This is a genomic window from Vibrio sp. YMD68 (assembly GCF_029958905.1).
Classification (GTDB): domain Bacteria; phylum Pseudomonadota; class Gammaproteobacteria; order Enterobacterales; family Vibrionaceae; genus Vibrio.
In genome coordinates this window covers 594,291-609,173 of record NZ_CP124614.1, presented here as the reverse complement: position 1 = coordinate 609,173, position 14,883 = coordinate 594,291, and the positions used below count along the sequence as shown (strand labels likewise).

Here is a 14,883-nt window from a genome sequence, read left to right as displayed (position 1 = left end):
CACAAAATCCTTCGCTACCAGAAATCGATGATAGCTTGTCGTACTACACCGATGATGGTGCAGTTGCCGTTGATCGGTATTGCAGGGTATTGCGGGTTCAAAGGTTTTAGATACTTCTGTTCACCATCAATAACCAACTGCTTAAAGGTTGCTTCTTTCGAATCATCCAAACGCGCAACAACCAATGAACCTGAAGAGTAAGGTAACTCAGGATCAACAACGATCACTGCCCCCTCAGGTATGGATTTTTTTCCGCTTGGATTTTCCATACTGTCGCCTTTTACGCGAAGTGCGAAACAACCCTCATGTGCTTTCCCAGTGACGTCACGCCACTCCTCAGCATCTTCATGGGCAAATCCCTCCGCTATTTCAGTCCAATCACCGGCCTGAACCCAGTTAATGAGAGGAATTCTTCCCTTAATATCAGGCCCGACTTCTACATTACCGACCCCCAAGCCAATCTCGCCATCACCTGTGGCGAGCCAATGAGCATTCACGCGAAGCGCCTCCGCGATCTGCATGGTGTAACGAGACCTAGCCGATTTACCAGAGCAAATCTGGCTGATCGACTGCTGTTTGATACCAATGCGACGAGCCAACTCAGACTGAGTTACCCCAGTAAGCTGCAAGGCATGGTTTAGTCGTTCGGATAAAGTTTTCATAAGCCCGCATTCTACAAATAAAACTGTAGTCTTTCAACAATTTTAACTGTTGACTTATCTACAGTTTAAACTGTAACATTCAATCTTGTAACAGTTATTATTGTAACAGGAGACGGTATGGAAGTGTTCAAAACGACACAAAAACATCTCCGCCGTGCCATTGACTTGGTCGGCGGGCAATCAGCATTAGCAAGAGCCATCAACTCAAAACAGCAAAACGTCTGGTTTTGGTTGAATAAATCAGGGCGTGTTCCCGCTGAATTCGTTTTACCCATCGAACAAGCTACGCAAGGACAGGTAACCCGATCTCAGTTAAGACCGGACATCTATCCCGAATGCCCAAGCGAGCTGAAAGCCAGTAACCAGTAGGATTAAGGGCAAATAATGGTCAGCATTTTACGTAAACACAAAAGCGAGTTCCTCCATGCGTGATTATGGCAAGGTCTATACCCGCTTTTGGCTAAAGCAAAATGTTTTGTCCTGGAGTGACTCAGCGAAGTTGCTAGGACTGTATTTGCTTACATGCCCACATTGTAATTTGCTTGGCTGCTTTCGACTGCCGATTGGTTACGTTGCTTCTGACTTGAACTGGGATGAGCAACAGGTTGCCAAGACGTTAAGTGAGTTAGAACAAGATCAGTTCCTGATTCGTTGCGAGGCATCTGGTTGGACTTTGATTCGAAGCTTTCTGAAGCACAACCCAATCGAAAACCCAAACCAAGGTAAGGCAGCCTTTCGGTTGCTTAAAGATGTACCTGCCGACTTCATTGGTATGGCATCGCTTTTGAAATCTCTTGCCGCTTTTCAAGCTCGGCTACCAGAAGAATTTTCATCATTGTTTATGCCTGATGGCAACCCGGTAAGGGACTCTCAACGGTCGGATGACTCTGAGAGAAGCAATAAACCAACAGTTAAAACTGTTGACCACATACAGTTTGAAGACTTCTGGGATGTACAAATACGCAAAGAAAAAAAAGCGAAAGCCAAAGAAGAATGGCTACGCATGGGCCTCAATGAAGACCATGAACTCGCCTTGGAAGTGCTAACACGCTGGAAAGAGCAACGAGACAACCGATTACAGTATCAAGATCGGACTAAGACCCCTATGCCACATAACTGGCTTTTAAACCGGCAATGGGAAGACGAGTACGTTCGCATTGATGAAGTACAGCAATCATCGACGAGCCTAAAGGGCAGCAATCACCAATTGAATATTGAAGAAAGCAATCGTCGCATCGCTGAAAGCTGGGCCGGACCAGGTATTCGGGAGGTTCGTTCAAGTGCAGGAGGTTGATAAACGCGAGTTTGCTGAAGTTTGGGGAGCAGCTTGGGCCATGTATGGCAAAAGCGTATCACCGCAATTGCTATCCATCGCATTTGAAGCCCTTCGTGCTTATAGCATTGAAGAAGTGCGAATCGGTCTGACTCGGCATATTCAATCACCGGATACTGGGCAATTTTTTCCAAAGCCCGCTGACGTCATCAAGCATATCGATGGCAACTCGGGTTCAAGAGCCATGGTTGCTTGGAACAAAGTTGACAAGGCTGTTCGTCAGGTTGGTGCTTGGACATCCGTGATGTTTGACGATGCACTTATCCACCGCGTGATTTCAGACATGGGGGGATGGGTTGAACTCTGCAAAGTTGATGACAGGGAATACCCCTTTAAGCAAAAAGAGTTTTTAACACGCTACCAGGCTTACTTGCTGCGGGACGAAGTGGGTGAATACCCAAGGCTATTACAGGGTATTGCAGACCATCAGAACCAGCAAAAAGGATTTGATATGCAAGCGCCTGTTGCCGTGGGTGACTGGTCAAAAGCGGCACAAGTTTACACGAGAGGCATCGCCAATTTTAGCGCAGTGCCTTTGAAAAGAATAAGCCCGAAAGCCATTCAGGCGCTTCTCGAAAATCAATTAGAGGACAAAAATGAAAACGATTAAAGCAAAAACCGTTGCCCTAGTGATAGCCATGTCCGCAAGCACTTCAGTCTATGCGTTTCCGGGCTATCAGTGGGAAAAAGCAGCACAAAGTGTTGGTATTGATCCAGTCATGCTCTACGCCGTTGCCTTGGCTGAGTCAGCCTCACATCGAGGTCTTAACATGACCAGTCCATGGCCATACGCAATTCGCAATGGTTCAAACGCAACCTACGCCAAATCTAAGACAGAAGCGGAGCAACTGTTAAACCAGGCACTGCAAGAGAGTGAAAAATACCAGCTCGATATTGGCCTTATGCAAATCAATTTGCATTGGCATGGGCATCGAGTGAGCTCAGCAGCTGAACTGCTAGACCCCATCACCAACCTTACTGTCGGCTCCAGTATTTTGGCCGAAGCAATCAAGTCTTCACCAAACGATTTAGAGCTTGGCATAGGCCGCTATCACAGTTGGAACGAAGAGCGTGCACGCTGGTATGGGCAAAGAGTGCTTTCTATCTATCGCAATATTTTACATGAACTGGAGGTCCGTCAATGACAACCAATCAACAAGACTTCTATCAATTAAATTTGGCGTACCTACACGCAGCACGAGAATTATCGCGAATTGATCCGCAAGAGGCGGTCTTGCGCTTTGGACTTACACGCGACGTGGTGGATGCACTGATTAATGCCGGTGTTGACGACCTGCAACGAGTGGCGACCTCATCATTCATGCTGTTTCAACCAAGGGGTAACCAAAGCCAACTGATTGAGATGGTGAAGAGCAAAGGCACAGGTATCCCAAGAATCGCTTATTTATTATCAACCCTAAACAACAAGGGGGATGCATGATTGATAACCTGTCCAAAAGTGAGCTGTTTACCCGAGCCTCGCTGCTTATTAAGTACGGATTTCGAACGACCATTATCGCGCTCGATACAGGTTTGCCAATCCACATTATCAGAAGGCTGCACAAAGAAGTGACTGGCAAGTCACCTTGTCCTGGTCAATTGCCAGAATCTGATGCCATCGTTAAAAGCAGAAGAGCCCTAGTTGAAGGCTCCCTGCTGATGGCGCTTTATGTCAATATTGGTGGTGATAATGTCTACAAGCAATTAAATATCGATGCTTTGATGAAGGCTTACGATGCGTACTTGGTTGCAAGAGAAGAGGCAGACCTTCCAGCTGAGATCCCCTGGAAAAAACTGACCATCAATGAAGGTTGGGTTCTAGCTCGTGATTTAAGATCACAGCTTGCATCCTTACACCGGTGTCGATGCGGTAGTCTGTATTTGACGGTATCTCAACAGCGCATTCAGCTTAAATGTCCTGTGTGCGAGATTATGGCTGAGCAAACCACTAGAGCACTTTTTGAGAACTAACATGCTGATACATGATTTGATTGTGCACCTCCCGTGCACTTTGAGAGTACTAAGAAGATGACAAACTTACTTAAATCTTTACCAGCACGCTGCTGGTTTATATCACTGGGGCTTTTTCTGGCGACTTTGGCTGCGGCTCATTTTTTTCCATCAGAAATATTAACGGCATTTGCCAAGTTAGCGGCTTTGCCATTTCTGATTTGCACCATCGTTTTTTTCAGCTACTTGGGATTCAAAGCAACGGCTAGTCCTATCGGACTTATAACCATCACCACTATGTTTTTAGCAATCGCATATTGGCAAGCGAGTTGGGAAATTTTATGTGTCGGTTTAGCTTTCTTAGGCTTAAGCGGACTAATCCATTTATTTCAAAGACAACTGAAAGATACCGGTCGAGAACTAAGCCTGAGCGAAAAAAAATATTGGTACTGGGTAAACGAATTTGCAGACGGTCGCTCATCTATCCTCCCCAAAAGGCCAAAAAAATAGCCAGCCCATCACAAGCTGGCTACCTTCTATTTTCAGTTCCTTCCTGATGCCTGGTTATAGGCCCTAATATCGATCAAGTTGTTCTGAGCATAATCTCCCGCAAGCGATGCATTTGAGATCACAGCTATCTGCTTATCCACAAATGCTTTATCTTCTTCGGACACACTGTCGGGGATGTAAGCGCCACTCTCATCCTTTTGACGATACTCATTTAGCATTTGTTCCCTTAGGCCAAGCATTTCAGGCGACCAACTCGATGAGTCTTCAGAGTTGAAAACGCGCCCCGCCAAACCTTCATTGAAAGCTTGAGCGAACACTTGACTTTGAATCGGGGTCAATCCCATTCTCTGCCCTTCGCTGTATGCCTCCTGTTTAAAATCATCGGCGTACTGTTCTAAGAACTCACCATATCGATTGTTAACTGCCGCACCGAATGCCCCAGCCAACATGGCTTCAGACTTAGTGCCCCAGTTAACTTCGGAGGCATACTGCGAACTCGATCCACTGTATGCATCATTAAACGCCGTCAAAGGATTTTCTAAAGAGGTTCCTGCATCAACGGCTGCTTTTAACCCATCCCATGTTGATTTGCTGGCCACCGTTGCATTGTGCAAGAAACCTCGTGAGCCAGGATCTTCAAGCGCTTGTTCTTTGTAACTCTCATAGTCTTCGCCAAAGTGATTCAAGGTATGCAGTGCTGCATCAGTATGCTTGCCACTGAAATCACCAATAGCACTGGCGCTGTTGAAGAACATTTCAGCACCAGAAACTCCACTATCATCAGCCATAATGCGAGATCGCCACTGAGAGCCAGCTTCACTGTTTAGTCCAGATTGATAGGTGCTTGTGTCAGAAGCTACGGCCTGCTTGGCTTGTTGCTGATGCGCATTCAGCTGTCCATCTACACCAGACAGATTGGTTTGGTAAGCAGATTGAGCCGAATTGAACTGCGTTTGAACAGTAGCAGCATCCTCGTAGCCGCCCAATACCCCCGATTCCACTTGGCTTTGAGTGCCACCAAAAGTAGGTGCAGCTGATGACAAGCCTTCATTTGAGCGCGGTTGAATTGATCGTAAATCGGCTCCAGTAGCCATGGCCATAACAGTCATTGCTGCTTGATAATCATTGTCTCGTTCAGCGGGCGTTGAGGAGTTGCTATAGGTTAAAGACTCCATAGCTGCGGCCACATACGCCTGATTATCATCAGGTAGCAAGCGCTGATAAATTGGAAGGTTTTCACGTAATCGGTTACCGGCTTCAACATGCTGGTTCATATAGCGACCTAAATAATCCATGACTTCAGGATTATCCGCCGCTAATCGGGTTAACGTCGCACCATCAGTATTTCTTTGTCCTGATAGACTGTAGCTGGCCTGATCAAGCTCACTAAAGCGGTTTGATGCCGTGACAACGTCTTGTGCTGAACTCTGAAGTGACTGATAGTCTTGGTTAGACAACGACATCTCAACGCCAGAACGTCTTGAATCTGAAAGGTCCTTAACCATTGCATCGCGATACTCAGCACGTCGTGAATCACTTGATGCCAAGCTTTGCATCTCCCCAGTGAGCGTATTTGCGGTCGTTGACCGAGAACTGCCCTCTGACGACTCAACTTGGCCACTAAAGTTACCACCTAAATCCAAGCCTGCTCGTAACCGTGATATTTTTGGCACTCTTGATGATTCAGGCTTATCCACTCCTGGTAGGTTACCTTGTGGAGAGTCATTCCCCCCTGTACCAAGTAATCTTCCCAAGAACCCTTTATCTGCTACTTCTTTATCACCGGTATTTGTAATGGTTCCATCTCCACCGACCCTAAGGCCTCCCGATAACACGCCCGATACCAAGCCACGTACAGCGTCTTTTTTATCGTCTCCGAAACCATACCGTGTTTGCAGGTCATCAGTGACCTGATTAACAACGGCGCTAGATGCGGAATTAGAAGAACCAATCTGACGTCCAACCGAAGAAAGGTTGTCGTAACTTAGCTTTTCACCAAAAGTTCGGCTCATGGTATTGCCAACTTGACGGCTAAAGGCTTGAGTTGCCTGAGTCATGGATTCTTTTGCAGAGCCGACCATTGAACCCACCGCATTTCCGACAGAGAAACTGCTAAGTAGGTTTGACGCGCCGGTCATAGCAGAACCAGTGAGGGCTGAATTTTGGAACATTGACTGTGATTGCATCACCGGGGCATTTTTCGCGACATCTGGACTTGCCATCTTTTCATCAATGGCATCACCGTTTTGAAGACGTCCAGCCAAGTGGGTAGCGGTTATTGCTGAGCCATACACGAGCATGAGCGAAATCGCCGGAACACTCGACGCCAACATGCCGCCAGTAGCTATCCAGGTTTGCAGCACTGAATCCATCTGCATCATCCCAGCAAAAGATGGCACTTCTGTACCTGCAAAGGCATCAAGAGCCGACATTTTCCCAGCAACAGTTAAATGGATATATAGGTTAATGATGGCCATGACAGGCATCCAAAGTTGAATCCAAAGCAGGATTAACAAGTACTTCCCGGCCATTCGCATCCCGATTTGGCCAAGGGCAATCACAAAGGCCATCAATGGGGTGATGGCGTAAATGAACCCCTCAAAAAACGTCATCATCGGACGAACGATACTTTGGAACAGGGTCTGCTCCGCCGCCCATTGCGTATTGCGCTGCTCAATCGCTTGGTTAACCATGACGGCTGCGGTGAAAGCTTGATCATCCATATACTTGCCTGTCACGCTTTGCTCATAAATAGGCAAAAGCACCGACGCGGTCATGTACTCTTGAGTGTTAACTGAAGCCAAACCAAGGTTATTCAGTGCATTTCGGATCACGTCATCAGTATCCGTTGCTGACGAAGTCCCCAATGAGGCTGACAAAACCTGTTTAAGCCTTGGAATGAAGGTTGATTCTGTCATGAGTTTCAGTTGGCTATAGGCATCGGTGCAGTCCAGATCGCTACTGCTACCACTGAGCATGATGCGTGTGCCATATATGCGCGAATCAAACCTAATCGCAGTCATCGGGTTAGGATCACTCAGCACCTGATCTAGGTTCTTTTGGCCGATGTCGATGCCAATCAAGGTGCATTCTTTGATATAGTTAAACCACGATTGCTCGATATCTGAGCCACCGACACGATTTGCATCACCCAACCCAGAGCGATCCATCACCTGTTTTCTCACTTTAATCAGTGACTGTAAACTGGATGCAAAGCCGTATTCCGTCATGGCGGGAGTTGAGAACGCAGTTTCAAACAATCGCGTGATTTGAAAGCCAACAGTCGAAATCGTACTGCCTGCGGCAGCAACACCGATGGGCACATTATCAACCACTCGAACTTGTCCCGTGTACGCATCCTCAATGCTCACTCGGGTACTGGGTCCAAACATGGTTGCAAAGACTAGCCATGAGACTAAAACGTGTTGAAAGTTAATCCCACGACCGCCTTGCATTAAGGCCTGAACAGAGACCATCAATACCCCAATGAGCAAGCCAATCCGAACCATTGAAGTAAAATCGCCTGTACCAGTGATCATCGCGACAGCGTTCAGGACCTGCTCTAAAAAAGCCGAATCCCCGATGGAATAGATTTCCCACATGACCTATTCCCCCAGCGCCGTAGATTTAACGGTGTAATAACGCTGTTTGCGAATGGTCTGAATCACCTGGTTAAAATGCGCCAGCAATTCTTGCTCTGAGCCGTATCTTCGCTGCAACGCAGCGTACTCCTCATTGATTTGGCGACGTGCACGTTCAAGGTCTTCGGTTAACAACTTCGCATAGGCATGATCTTCCACACCAGATGTGCTTCTAGCTGCGTTGAGCATGTCTTCAACCAATGCCCGGGCCATCTCAACAGCAATAAATGGTGCTGCTCGTGAAGCAAAAGACCTAGCGGCCCCTTCATTTAATGCAGAAAGTGTTCGAATCATGCCGCCAATGCTCGCGGGAGCCGAGGTCATAAAAGCCTTTTCGGTGGTGCTAGCAGCCCCTGTATTTCGAGCAAATTTAAAAATAATGCCGTTACTAGAACCTGTACCAAGAAGTAAATTTTCTACCTGAGTTGATAACCCGGTAAGGGTCACGTTAGTGATTGTCGGGTTCAAACAACCGTCTTGCGTCACTGTGTCACATCGGTACATAGCGACGTTACCGCCATGAATTAAATGCTCAATAGTCACTTTATTGCCATTCAGTCTGGTCAGTTTTGGGGCTTTACCTTGGCCATCAGCGGCATTCGCTAAATCACCAACGATAATCGAACCAGTCACCGACATAACCGCTTCAAGAAAACGGTCATCCCCCGATGCAAACCAGCTTGATGCCGAATGACGTTTCAGTGCTCGCCAAACCAAATTACCTTTAATCGTTCTGTTTACATCTGATGCCGCGACACTCGAAGCGTTCTCATATGGGTTCTTACCATTGGACTCACTCCAACTGGTAAAAACGTCTCCAGCCCCTTTAAGTGAGCTCAACATGCTGGCTTCTGTTTGCCCCTTTTTACCAAAAGCAGCCAGGGTATCGTTCACGACTCCCTGAGCCATTTGACAGGAATTGCCGAAATACTCGTTCAACTGCTGGATTTTCTTTTGCAGTGTCTCCATGTGCTGAGAGCATTTCTCACACATAGCACTGAGCGCCAATTGGAATGCGTACCCTTTGGCATTTGCCGCTACAGAGCGAAGCAATTGAACGAACTGATCAGCATTAACAAATGACAAACTTCCTGCGAACATATCAATGCCGCCACAACCAGCTTGGAATGACGGAGGCACCATAGAGACGAGGTTTTCGTTCATGATTCTGTTACGGACAACAACACTTCCGCCAGATATAACGCCACGCCGCTGACTCTCGAATACACCAGGCGCAGTGCTGTTGGTCATTGAACCAAATAACTGGTTCATCTCCTGTTGCAAGCTTGCTTGGCTCATAGACGAAAAACCAATCGCACAGGCGATTAGCGATACTCGGAATACTTTTTTCATTGTTATAACCCTCCTTGTGCACGCAGATAGCGAACAAGGAACTCAGGGTCCTGTAATATCTTTTCGTTAAGCTCTTGGGCTGACATCGCGAGTGACACGCCGGGTTGAACAGGTCTGGTGGCATAGTAAGTTTGATCGTCAATCCAACCGGCTTGATGGGCTGCAAGAATGATTCGATTATTGAGCTCATCAAGGCTCATTGCGCCTTGGCCAATCGGAGTGATGACATTAGGCGGATCAACTAAGAACACGGCAGGGACAGTCGTAACGGACAAGGATTGAGCTTGTCCTGAATCGACTTTGTAATTATGAAACTCTCCACCCGGTAAAGGCAAGCCATCGACTGCAATAGCAAACACCTCGAAACCATAGTTCAAAGCCATTGATTCGATGATAGGCGCTTGAGCATGGCAGTAAGGGCAATCAGAACGATAGAAGAAGAATAAGCCAGCCCGTTTTGCTACTTCACCTAAAGCAATATCTCGTTGAGCGCCAGCTTCTCGATCCATCCGATTGGCAGCATAGGTAGCCAAGGGTCTGCGACTGATTTCATCCAAAACTGGATCGCCCATGACTACCTGCTGACTAACATCAGCAAACTGTGAGCCCTTATCCATCATGACGCGCTGGAGATATAGATAGGCTCTGACGTTCTCATTCGTCGGCTCATCAATTGCCTTGTCCATGAACGACTGCATGTGCTCACGAAACCAGGCAGCACTGAAAGGCTTTAGCCCGCTCTGACTCGACTCTGCCGCACCAGATTCCGGCTTAATAAGCTCTTCAGCCTCCGCTGGCTCAGGAATGACCTGATACCAAAACCAGCCTTCCTGACCACGCTGATAGAATGGCTCGTCACTGGCATAGGCGGGTAAGATGAATAGAAAGAAAATAATGATTGGGATGGTCACCCATAGGATAAACCAAGGTAACAAAGGCGTTCTCATTGTCAGCTCCAGAAAATTTCATAGAGCTAACATGCTAATGATCCCGGTAAGAGCGATTGGCCAGATAGATGAAGGAATTGTGTGTGTTTCTGACTAGCTGTTGTGACTAGTAACAACAGCTAACGTTAATGAACAAAAGATATGATTTTACGCTTTGAGCGAAAGGCTAAGCCTCAGCATAGCCATCACTTTTATCTCAAAGATTAAGAGATAAGCTTTTGAGCAACAGTTTTTAGTTTAAGTTTTAAGTCGTCAGAAATAATTGGAAGCGCTACACCGTCATCGCCAACAGCTACTGCTGGCCCATAATCATCATAATCTTCACCAGTGTCAGCATTGATTGCCCTGTAACAATCTTTGGTTACGTCGATATCATCCTGTAGACCAACGTAATACCAAAACCACTTTTCAGTTTCACTAATCGTAGCTTCGATTATTTCAATCAACCCTTCGCGTGACGGAGCAACAATCATTTCAGCTTTTAGCCAATCAAGATAAAAACTAATTGGGATTACTGGCTCATCTTCGTCATGACAATGCAAAGCATATCCAATAGCCTCAATCACAACATAAGGATCATCATAAAAATAGCCACTCCAGCAGTGGCTATGGCCGTCACCACATTGATCATAGATTGGTTTCAACGATGAAGGAATTGGAAATACCGCATCATTACTGTTTTCAAATTTCTTTAATACCAGCGTTAAAAGCTCTCGATAAGGGACGATTTTCTGGTATTGCTCAGCAACGTCAGACTGAATTACATTAAGCGAATGACCAGCTAGTTTTTTGTTATACCAGAACTCGCCACTTCTGTTATCCGGATTGCCTTCATATTCAGCCAATAATGTCGCAGCTACAACAAGACCAACCAATATCGCTTCTGAGTCATTTGCATCTATGAATGAGGTTAAAACACCTAGCATTCGTGTTTCACCTAATGCTTCTTCAAAAGAAGCCTCAGCATAAAATGCATAAACATCATCTAAAGAGATAATGTTAAATTGCTCCCAAGCTTGCTGGATTCGCTGGCATACTTGAAGCGTAACACCTGCATCAAAATCCAAAGCTTGCAAGCGCTCAAAGCACTGTCTATTTGCGATCTCAAGGTTTTCAACTCTATATTCAGAGGCAACTTGAAATGCCGCGTAGCTTTTAAAGCCGCAAAATGCTGCGAACGCTTCGTATAAATGGCTTTTCTTTATTGATGGAATTGCTGTTTTTAACTCAGAATGAGCCGTAAAAATGATGGGTTTTAAACTTTTCATATACATATCCATATGCTTGAGACAGTTATTAACCGTTATCAATCATTGCTACACACGATTACAACATGATCTCTCAAGCCATGTATGTATAATTAAAATTTAAGTAAATATTGGGTTCTCTATACGCCTTTTCAGGTCAATTTGCTGTTTTTCACTCGTGTGCAAGTGTGGCTAGCGCCACTAAAAAATATATAGGATTTTTGAAATTCAGGCAACCATCACAAAGAAAAACTGAAAACGTATGGATCGTGCAGTTCAAAAAAGGAAAAGATGAATCGACCAGATCAGTGCTCAAGGTAGACCTCTAACGTCTACTTCTGGCACATAAAGCAATATTCAGAAACTTCGAATACTACGTTAGCTCACTTTACTGCAATAACCGTAACCAAAATTTTAATTGAGCAACTTGGAACCATGACAAAGTACATTTTGCTCCCCACATGCTGCCAGAACTCGGCCTCTTGGGCATATTTTTTTGCTTTTTGGATAGCGACGTTTTCTGGCAACTGAGTTTTAGTTAGCCCCGAACATAGCAGCTTTGAGCACAAAGCCTTCCAAGGATGCTTAGGTACGCCGTCTGAAAGCCGTTCCACAAACCGATCCAGTGCATGATGAGTCACCACGACAGGTCCAATGTTCGGAACATTTATTACCTCATCGATGTCTCTCACCGTAACATTATCCACACTGTATTCCTCGAAGAGATATGAGAGCCAATCGTCACTCTTTTCTACCGAGATCTGTGCTTCCTGGTAACGGGTGAGCAAAAACCTAGTCAGGCTGTAAAGTGAATGCTGAGTTGAGCGTTGTTTCTGTAACTTTTTGATGGCACCTTTACTGACTCGGATTTGAAGCCCATTGCCGCTTCGGTTACTCCCCATCACCTCTTTCACTGACAGTAGGTGATGAATCGCATAGAGCTCAGCTGCAATTGGCTTTTGCTGCTCAGGTAGCTTGTCGTATTGCTCACCTAAATTGACCTTTAGCTCACCACCTCTTCGAAGGCCGGTCTTCCAGTACACCGTATACTTGCCATCAGTCTGCTTTGTTAAAAGGGTTAATACCATCATGTTTTTTTCTCCTATTGGTTATCTATTTTTCATTCTCCATGTTTTTTCAAATATGCAAGGCGCAAAAAAAGGGGCCGAAGCCCCTTGGATCAGGTATGAACTTTAGGAAAGCCCATGGCACCGTAAACATTCAGCACATCATTCCAATCCCAACTTTTCACGCCAAGTGACGTTGGTATCGGAGGGATCAGGACTTGTGTCAGAATGCCTTTCTGCCAGGCTTTTTTCTTGAGTTCATTCGCTGCATTCAGGCCGGTCTCAGAGAGATCGTGATCTGCCCAGATGTACAGCATTTTCACATTACTTGGTGGTTCAAACCTAGCCAGTAGCGTTGCATTCACAACCGACCAACATGTTTGTCCCGTAGCTCTGGTAACCGCTAGAGCTGTTTCGATGCCTTCAGAAACACCTAATACCTCACCAGGCTCACCTATCGGAATAGCACCACCAGTGATTGTTCTGTCACTTGGTATGGGCATCATCTTTTTAGGCTTTTCAACCCCCGCTTTGAATCCATCTTCACTTAGGTAGATCCGATGAAACGTGGCCGAACGCCCTTGCTGAGTAACGATTTTACCTAGCAGCGCTGGGTAGCTATCGATAAACAGACCATCTTCATCATGGTAAGGCAAGTTAGGATGAAACCTCAGCACCGAATCCCATTCAGGACGAAGCCGCGTCACAATGCCACGACGATGCAAGTAGTTCCAAACCGGTTGCGCACGAGTATCTGCAAGAGATAACGTTTCTCCCCAGGTTTGATTCAAGCGATGGATAATCGCTTTGTCCTCGTCCTGCTTTCTAGCCTTCCAATCAACAGCGTTACTCGGTATTGGCCGAGTAGACGCTTGTATTTGTCCGGGTTGAATACATAGAACTTGGCCGATTGCTTCAATAGACTGAGCAAAGTTCCATCCATTAATCCAAGACAACAGTTCAAAACCATCATGAAAGATCCCGCAGGTGTTACAAACGCCACCTCCGGTATATTCAGCATCTTTGAACAGCCTAAAGCCATCACGACCGCCATGAACAGGACAAGCCACATGACGGCCTTTTCGAGCAATAGCGGCATCAAGTTCTGGCACCAACGCCGCCAGTATTTGAAGCCATTGGCCATTAAGATATGGCCTCACTGTTTCAATCTGTAAAGGTAACGCCATATAACCTCCTTAAGTAAAAAGCCGACTCCTACCACAGGTGGTAAAAGTCAGCTTGGGTCCTGCATTGAGCCGTTTGGTTAATGCAGGAACGTTAGTCAAGCTGGATACCATGTCGTCTTAATAGCCACATGATGGAATCACGAAGCACATCAGGATCGACAACCGCAGCCATCGCGCAAACACGAAAGCAAAATGGCGTTAATTCGTCATTTTGAATCCACGACAACACATCCTTTCGCAATCGAGTACTGACACGACCGTCCAGCAATACACGGATCGCATCCAATAGAATGCCTTCGCGTAACTGCCAGATTTCCGTGTCAGACCAAGTGACTAGGGCATCATCAAACTCAAATAGAAATTCGAGCTGTGATGACGTGTGTTGATAGGACTGCTTTTGTGATGAAGGAGAATGGGCAATGCGCCCATTCATTAAAGATAACCGCGTTCGGCAAGCGAAACGCAGCCCTCGGATGCGACCACGACATGGTCAAGCGTTCGAATATCAACAAGTGACAAGGCGTCACGGAGTCGATGAGTGATGCGTTTATCAGCTTCACTGGGTTCAGGATCACCCGATGGATGGTTGTGAACCAGTATCACTGCTGCCGCATTAAGTTCTAGCGCTCGTTTTGTTACTTCCCTTGGATACACGCTCGCCGCATCTAAAGTGCCTTTGAACAGCTCTTCAAATCGAATAACGCGATGCTTTGTATCAAGAAACAGTACGCCAAAGACTTCGTGCTCATACTCGTGCATCAGTGTTTGCAGGTATGAGAACGCCGATGATGGCTGTTCAATTTTGCGACCTTTACTCAATCGACCACGGGCAAGCTTAAGCGCCATATCTAAAATATCTGCTTCAGTCACTTGCTCAGGAACGATGTAAGTACCGGCTTCTTCGCCAGCTAAGAACTTTTTGTTTTTCATAGGAGTCTCCAAAAAAAAAGCGGAGACGAACCCATGCCCTGACGGGGACGGAATCG

16 protein-coding genes are annotated in these 14,883 nt (G+C 46.2%); 7 read left to right on the top strand and 9 right to left on the bottom strand.

The window, feature by feature from the left end; all coding sequences use genetic code 11:
- Positions 1-14: 14 nt before the first annotated feature.
- Entirely contained in the window at positions 15-662 is a 648-nt protein-coding gene (locus QF117_RS08840) for a LexA family transcriptional regulator (protein WP_007105457.1), read from the bottom strand.
- A 117-nt stretch (positions 663-779) separates the two neighbouring features.
- Between QF117_RS08840 and QF117_RS08835 the strand changes: the two genes are divergently transcribed.
- The 7 genes from QF117_RS08835 to eexR are packed head-to-tail and all read left to right on the top strand — an operon-like array spanning position 780 to position 4,455.
- The gene (locus QF117_RS08835; RefSeq protein WP_024015942.1) at positions 780-1,031 is read left to right on the top strand and encodes a helix-turn-helix domain-containing protein; all 252 of its coding nucleotides are present in this window, start codon (positions 780-782) and stop codon (positions 1,029-1,031) included.
- A gap of 55 nt (positions 1,032-1,086) precedes the next feature.
- Positions 1,087-1,956, top strand: a complete 870-nt coding sequence (locus QF117_RS08830) for a hypothetical protein (RefSeq protein WP_008843243.1) — start codon at positions 1,087-1,089, stop codon at positions 1,954-1,956.
- Positions 1,943-2,605 carry a DUF6475 domain-containing protein gene (locus QF117_RS08825; protein WP_032481453.1) on the top strand — a complete coding sequence of 221 codons (663 nt, stop codon included), beginning with the start codon at positions 1,943-1,945 and terminating at the stop codon, positions 2,603-2,605. The genes QF117_RS08830 and QF117_RS08825 overlap by 14 nt, the downstream gene beginning before the upstream one ends.
- Positions 2,592-3,140, top strand: coding sequence for a lytic transglycosylase domain-containing protein (locus QF117_RS08820; RefSeq protein WP_000848909.1), 549 nt, complete (start codon positions 2,592-2,594; stop codon positions 3,138-3,140). The genes QF117_RS08825 and QF117_RS08820 overlap by 14 nt, the downstream gene beginning before the upstream one ends.
- Complete coding sequence (locus QF117_RS08815; protein ID WP_115113645.1) at positions 3,137-3,436, top strand: flagellar transcriptional regulator FlhD; 300 nt, start codon at positions 3,137-3,139, stop codon at positions 3,434-3,436. The genes QF117_RS08820 and QF117_RS08815 overlap by 4 nt, the downstream gene beginning before the upstream one ends.
- Positions 3,433-3,966, top strand: coding sequence for a FlhC family transcriptional regulator (locus QF117_RS08810; RefSeq protein WP_000566753.1), 534 nt, complete (start codon positions 3,433-3,435; stop codon positions 3,964-3,966). Before QF117_RS08815 ends, QF117_RS08810 begins: the two co-directional genes overlap by 4 nt.
- A 57-nt stretch (positions 3,967-4,023) precedes the next feature.
- Positions 4,024-4,455, top strand: a complete 432-nt coding sequence (gene eexR / locus QF117_RS08805; protein WP_282388603.1) for an entry exclusion protein EexR — start codon at positions 4,024-4,026, stop codon at positions 4,453-4,455.
- Between the two features lie 32 nt (positions 4,456-4,487).
- On the opposite strand, the gene QF117_RS08800 is transcribed toward eexR, so the two are convergent.
- From QF117_RS08800 to radC, 8 genes are all read right to left on the bottom strand, one after another.
- Positions 4,488-8,057 carry a conjugal transfer protein TraG N-terminal domain-containing protein gene (locus tag QF117_RS08800; protein WP_282388602.1) on the bottom strand — a complete coding sequence of 1,190 codons (3,570 nt, stop codon included), beginning with the start codon at positions 8,055-8,057 and terminating at the stop codon, positions 4,488-4,490.
- A 3-nt stretch (positions 8,058-8,060) separates the two neighbouring features.
- Positions 8,061-9,449 (bottom strand): conjugal transfer protein TraH, encoded by a 1,389-nt coding sequence (locus tag QF117_RS08795; RefSeq protein ID WP_282388601.1) that lies wholly within the window; start codon positions 9,447-9,449, stop codon positions 8,061-8,063.
- 2 nt (positions 9,450-9,451) lie between these two features.
- Positions 9,452-10,396, bottom strand: coding sequence for a thioredoxin family protein (locus tag QF117_RS08790; RefSeq protein WP_282388600.1), 945 nt, complete (start codon positions 10,394-10,396; stop codon positions 9,452-9,454).
- 203 nt (positions 10,397-10,599) lie between these two features.
- Positions 10,600-11,664, bottom strand: coding sequence for a hypothetical protein (locus tag QF117_RS08785; RefSeq protein WP_102887294.1), 1,065 nt, complete (start codon positions 11,662-11,664; stop codon positions 10,600-10,602).
- Positions 11,665-12,026: 362 nt separating this feature from the next.
- Entirely contained in the window at positions 12,027-12,734 is a 708-nt protein-coding gene (locus QF117_RS08780; RefSeq protein ID WP_282388599.1) for a hypothetical protein, read from the bottom strand.
- 89 nt (positions 12,735-12,823) lie between these two features.
- Positions 12,824-13,897, bottom strand: a complete 1,074-nt coding sequence (locus QF117_RS08775) for a primase-helicase zinc-binding domain-containing protein (RefSeq protein WP_282388597.1) — start codon at positions 13,895-13,897, stop codon at positions 12,824-12,826.
- A 91-nt stretch (positions 13,898-13,988) separates the two neighbouring features.
- Positions 13,989-14,330 carry a plasmid-related protein gene (locus QF117_RS08770; RefSeq protein ID WP_282388596.1) on the bottom strand — a complete coding sequence of 114 codons (342 nt, stop codon included), beginning with the start codon at positions 14,328-14,330 and terminating at the stop codon, positions 13,989-13,991.
- Positions 14,330-14,827 carry a DNA repair protein RadC gene (gene radC, locus QF117_RS08765; RefSeq protein WP_000791199.1) on the bottom strand — a complete coding sequence of 166 codons (498 nt, stop codon included), beginning with the start codon at positions 14,825-14,827 and terminating at the stop codon, positions 14,330-14,332. Before radC ends, QF117_RS08770 begins: the two co-directional genes overlap by 1 nt.
- Between the last annotated feature and the right edge of the window lie 56 nt (positions 14,828-14,883).

Bases quoted from the DNA above. Each gene is read 5' to 3' on its own strand.
- QF117_RS08840 (WP_007105457.1), bottom strand. From the start codon at position 662: ATGAAAACTTTATCCGAACGACTAAACCATGCCTTGCAGCTTACTGGG.
- QF117_RS08835 (WP_024015942.1), top strand. From the start codon at position 780: ATGGAAGTGTTCAAAACGACACAAAAACATCTCCGCCGTGCCATTGAC.
- QF117_RS08830 (WP_008843243.1), top strand. From the start codon at position 1,087: ATGCGTGATTATGGCAAGGTCTATACCCGCTTTTGGCTAAAGCAAAAT.
- QF117_RS08820 (WP_000848909.1), top strand. From the start codon at position 2,592: ATGAAAACGATTAAAGCAAAAACCGTTGCCCTAGTGATAGCCATGTCC.
- QF117_RS08815 (WP_115113645.1), top strand. From the start codon at position 3,137: ATGACAACCAATCAACAAGACTTCTATCAATTAAATTTGGCGTACCTA.
- QF117_RS08810 (WP_000566753.1), top strand. From the start codon at position 3,433: ATGATTGATAACCTGTCCAAAAGTGAGCTGTTTACCCGAGCCTCGCTG.
- eexR (WP_282388603.1), top strand. From the start codon at position 4,024: ATGACAAACTTACTTAAATCTTTACCAGCACGCTGCTGGTTTATATCA.
- QF117_RS08800 (WP_282388602.1), bottom strand. From the start codon at position 8,057: ATGTGGGAAATCTATTCCATCGGGGATTCGGCTTTTTTAGAGCAGGTC.
- QF117_RS08795 (WP_282388601.1), bottom strand. From the start codon at position 9,449: ATGAAAAAAGTATTCCGAGTATCGCTAATCGCCTGTGCGATTGGTTTT.
- QF117_RS08790 (WP_282388600.1), bottom strand. From the start codon at position 10,396: ATGAGAACGCCTTTGTTACCTTGGTTTATCCTATGGGTGACCATCCCA.
- QF117_RS08785 (WP_102887294.1), bottom strand. From the start codon at position 11,664: ATGAAAAGTTTAAAACCCATCATTTTTACGGCTCATTCTGAGTTAAAA.
- QF117_RS08780 (WP_282388599.1), bottom strand. From the start codon at position 12,734: ATGATGGTATTAACCCTTTTAACAAAGCAGACTGATGGCAAGTATACG.
- QF117_RS08775 (WP_282388597.1), bottom strand. From the start codon at position 13,897: ATGGCGTTACCTTTACAGATTGAAACAGTGAGGCCATATCTTAATGGC.
- QF117_RS08770 (WP_282388596.1), bottom strand. From the start codon at position 14,330: ATGAATGGGCGCATTGCCCATTCTCCTTCATCACAAAAGCAGTCCTAT.
- radC (WP_000791199.1), bottom strand. From the start codon at position 14,827: ATGAAAAACAAAAAGTTCTTAGCTGGCGAAGAAGCCGGTACTTACATC.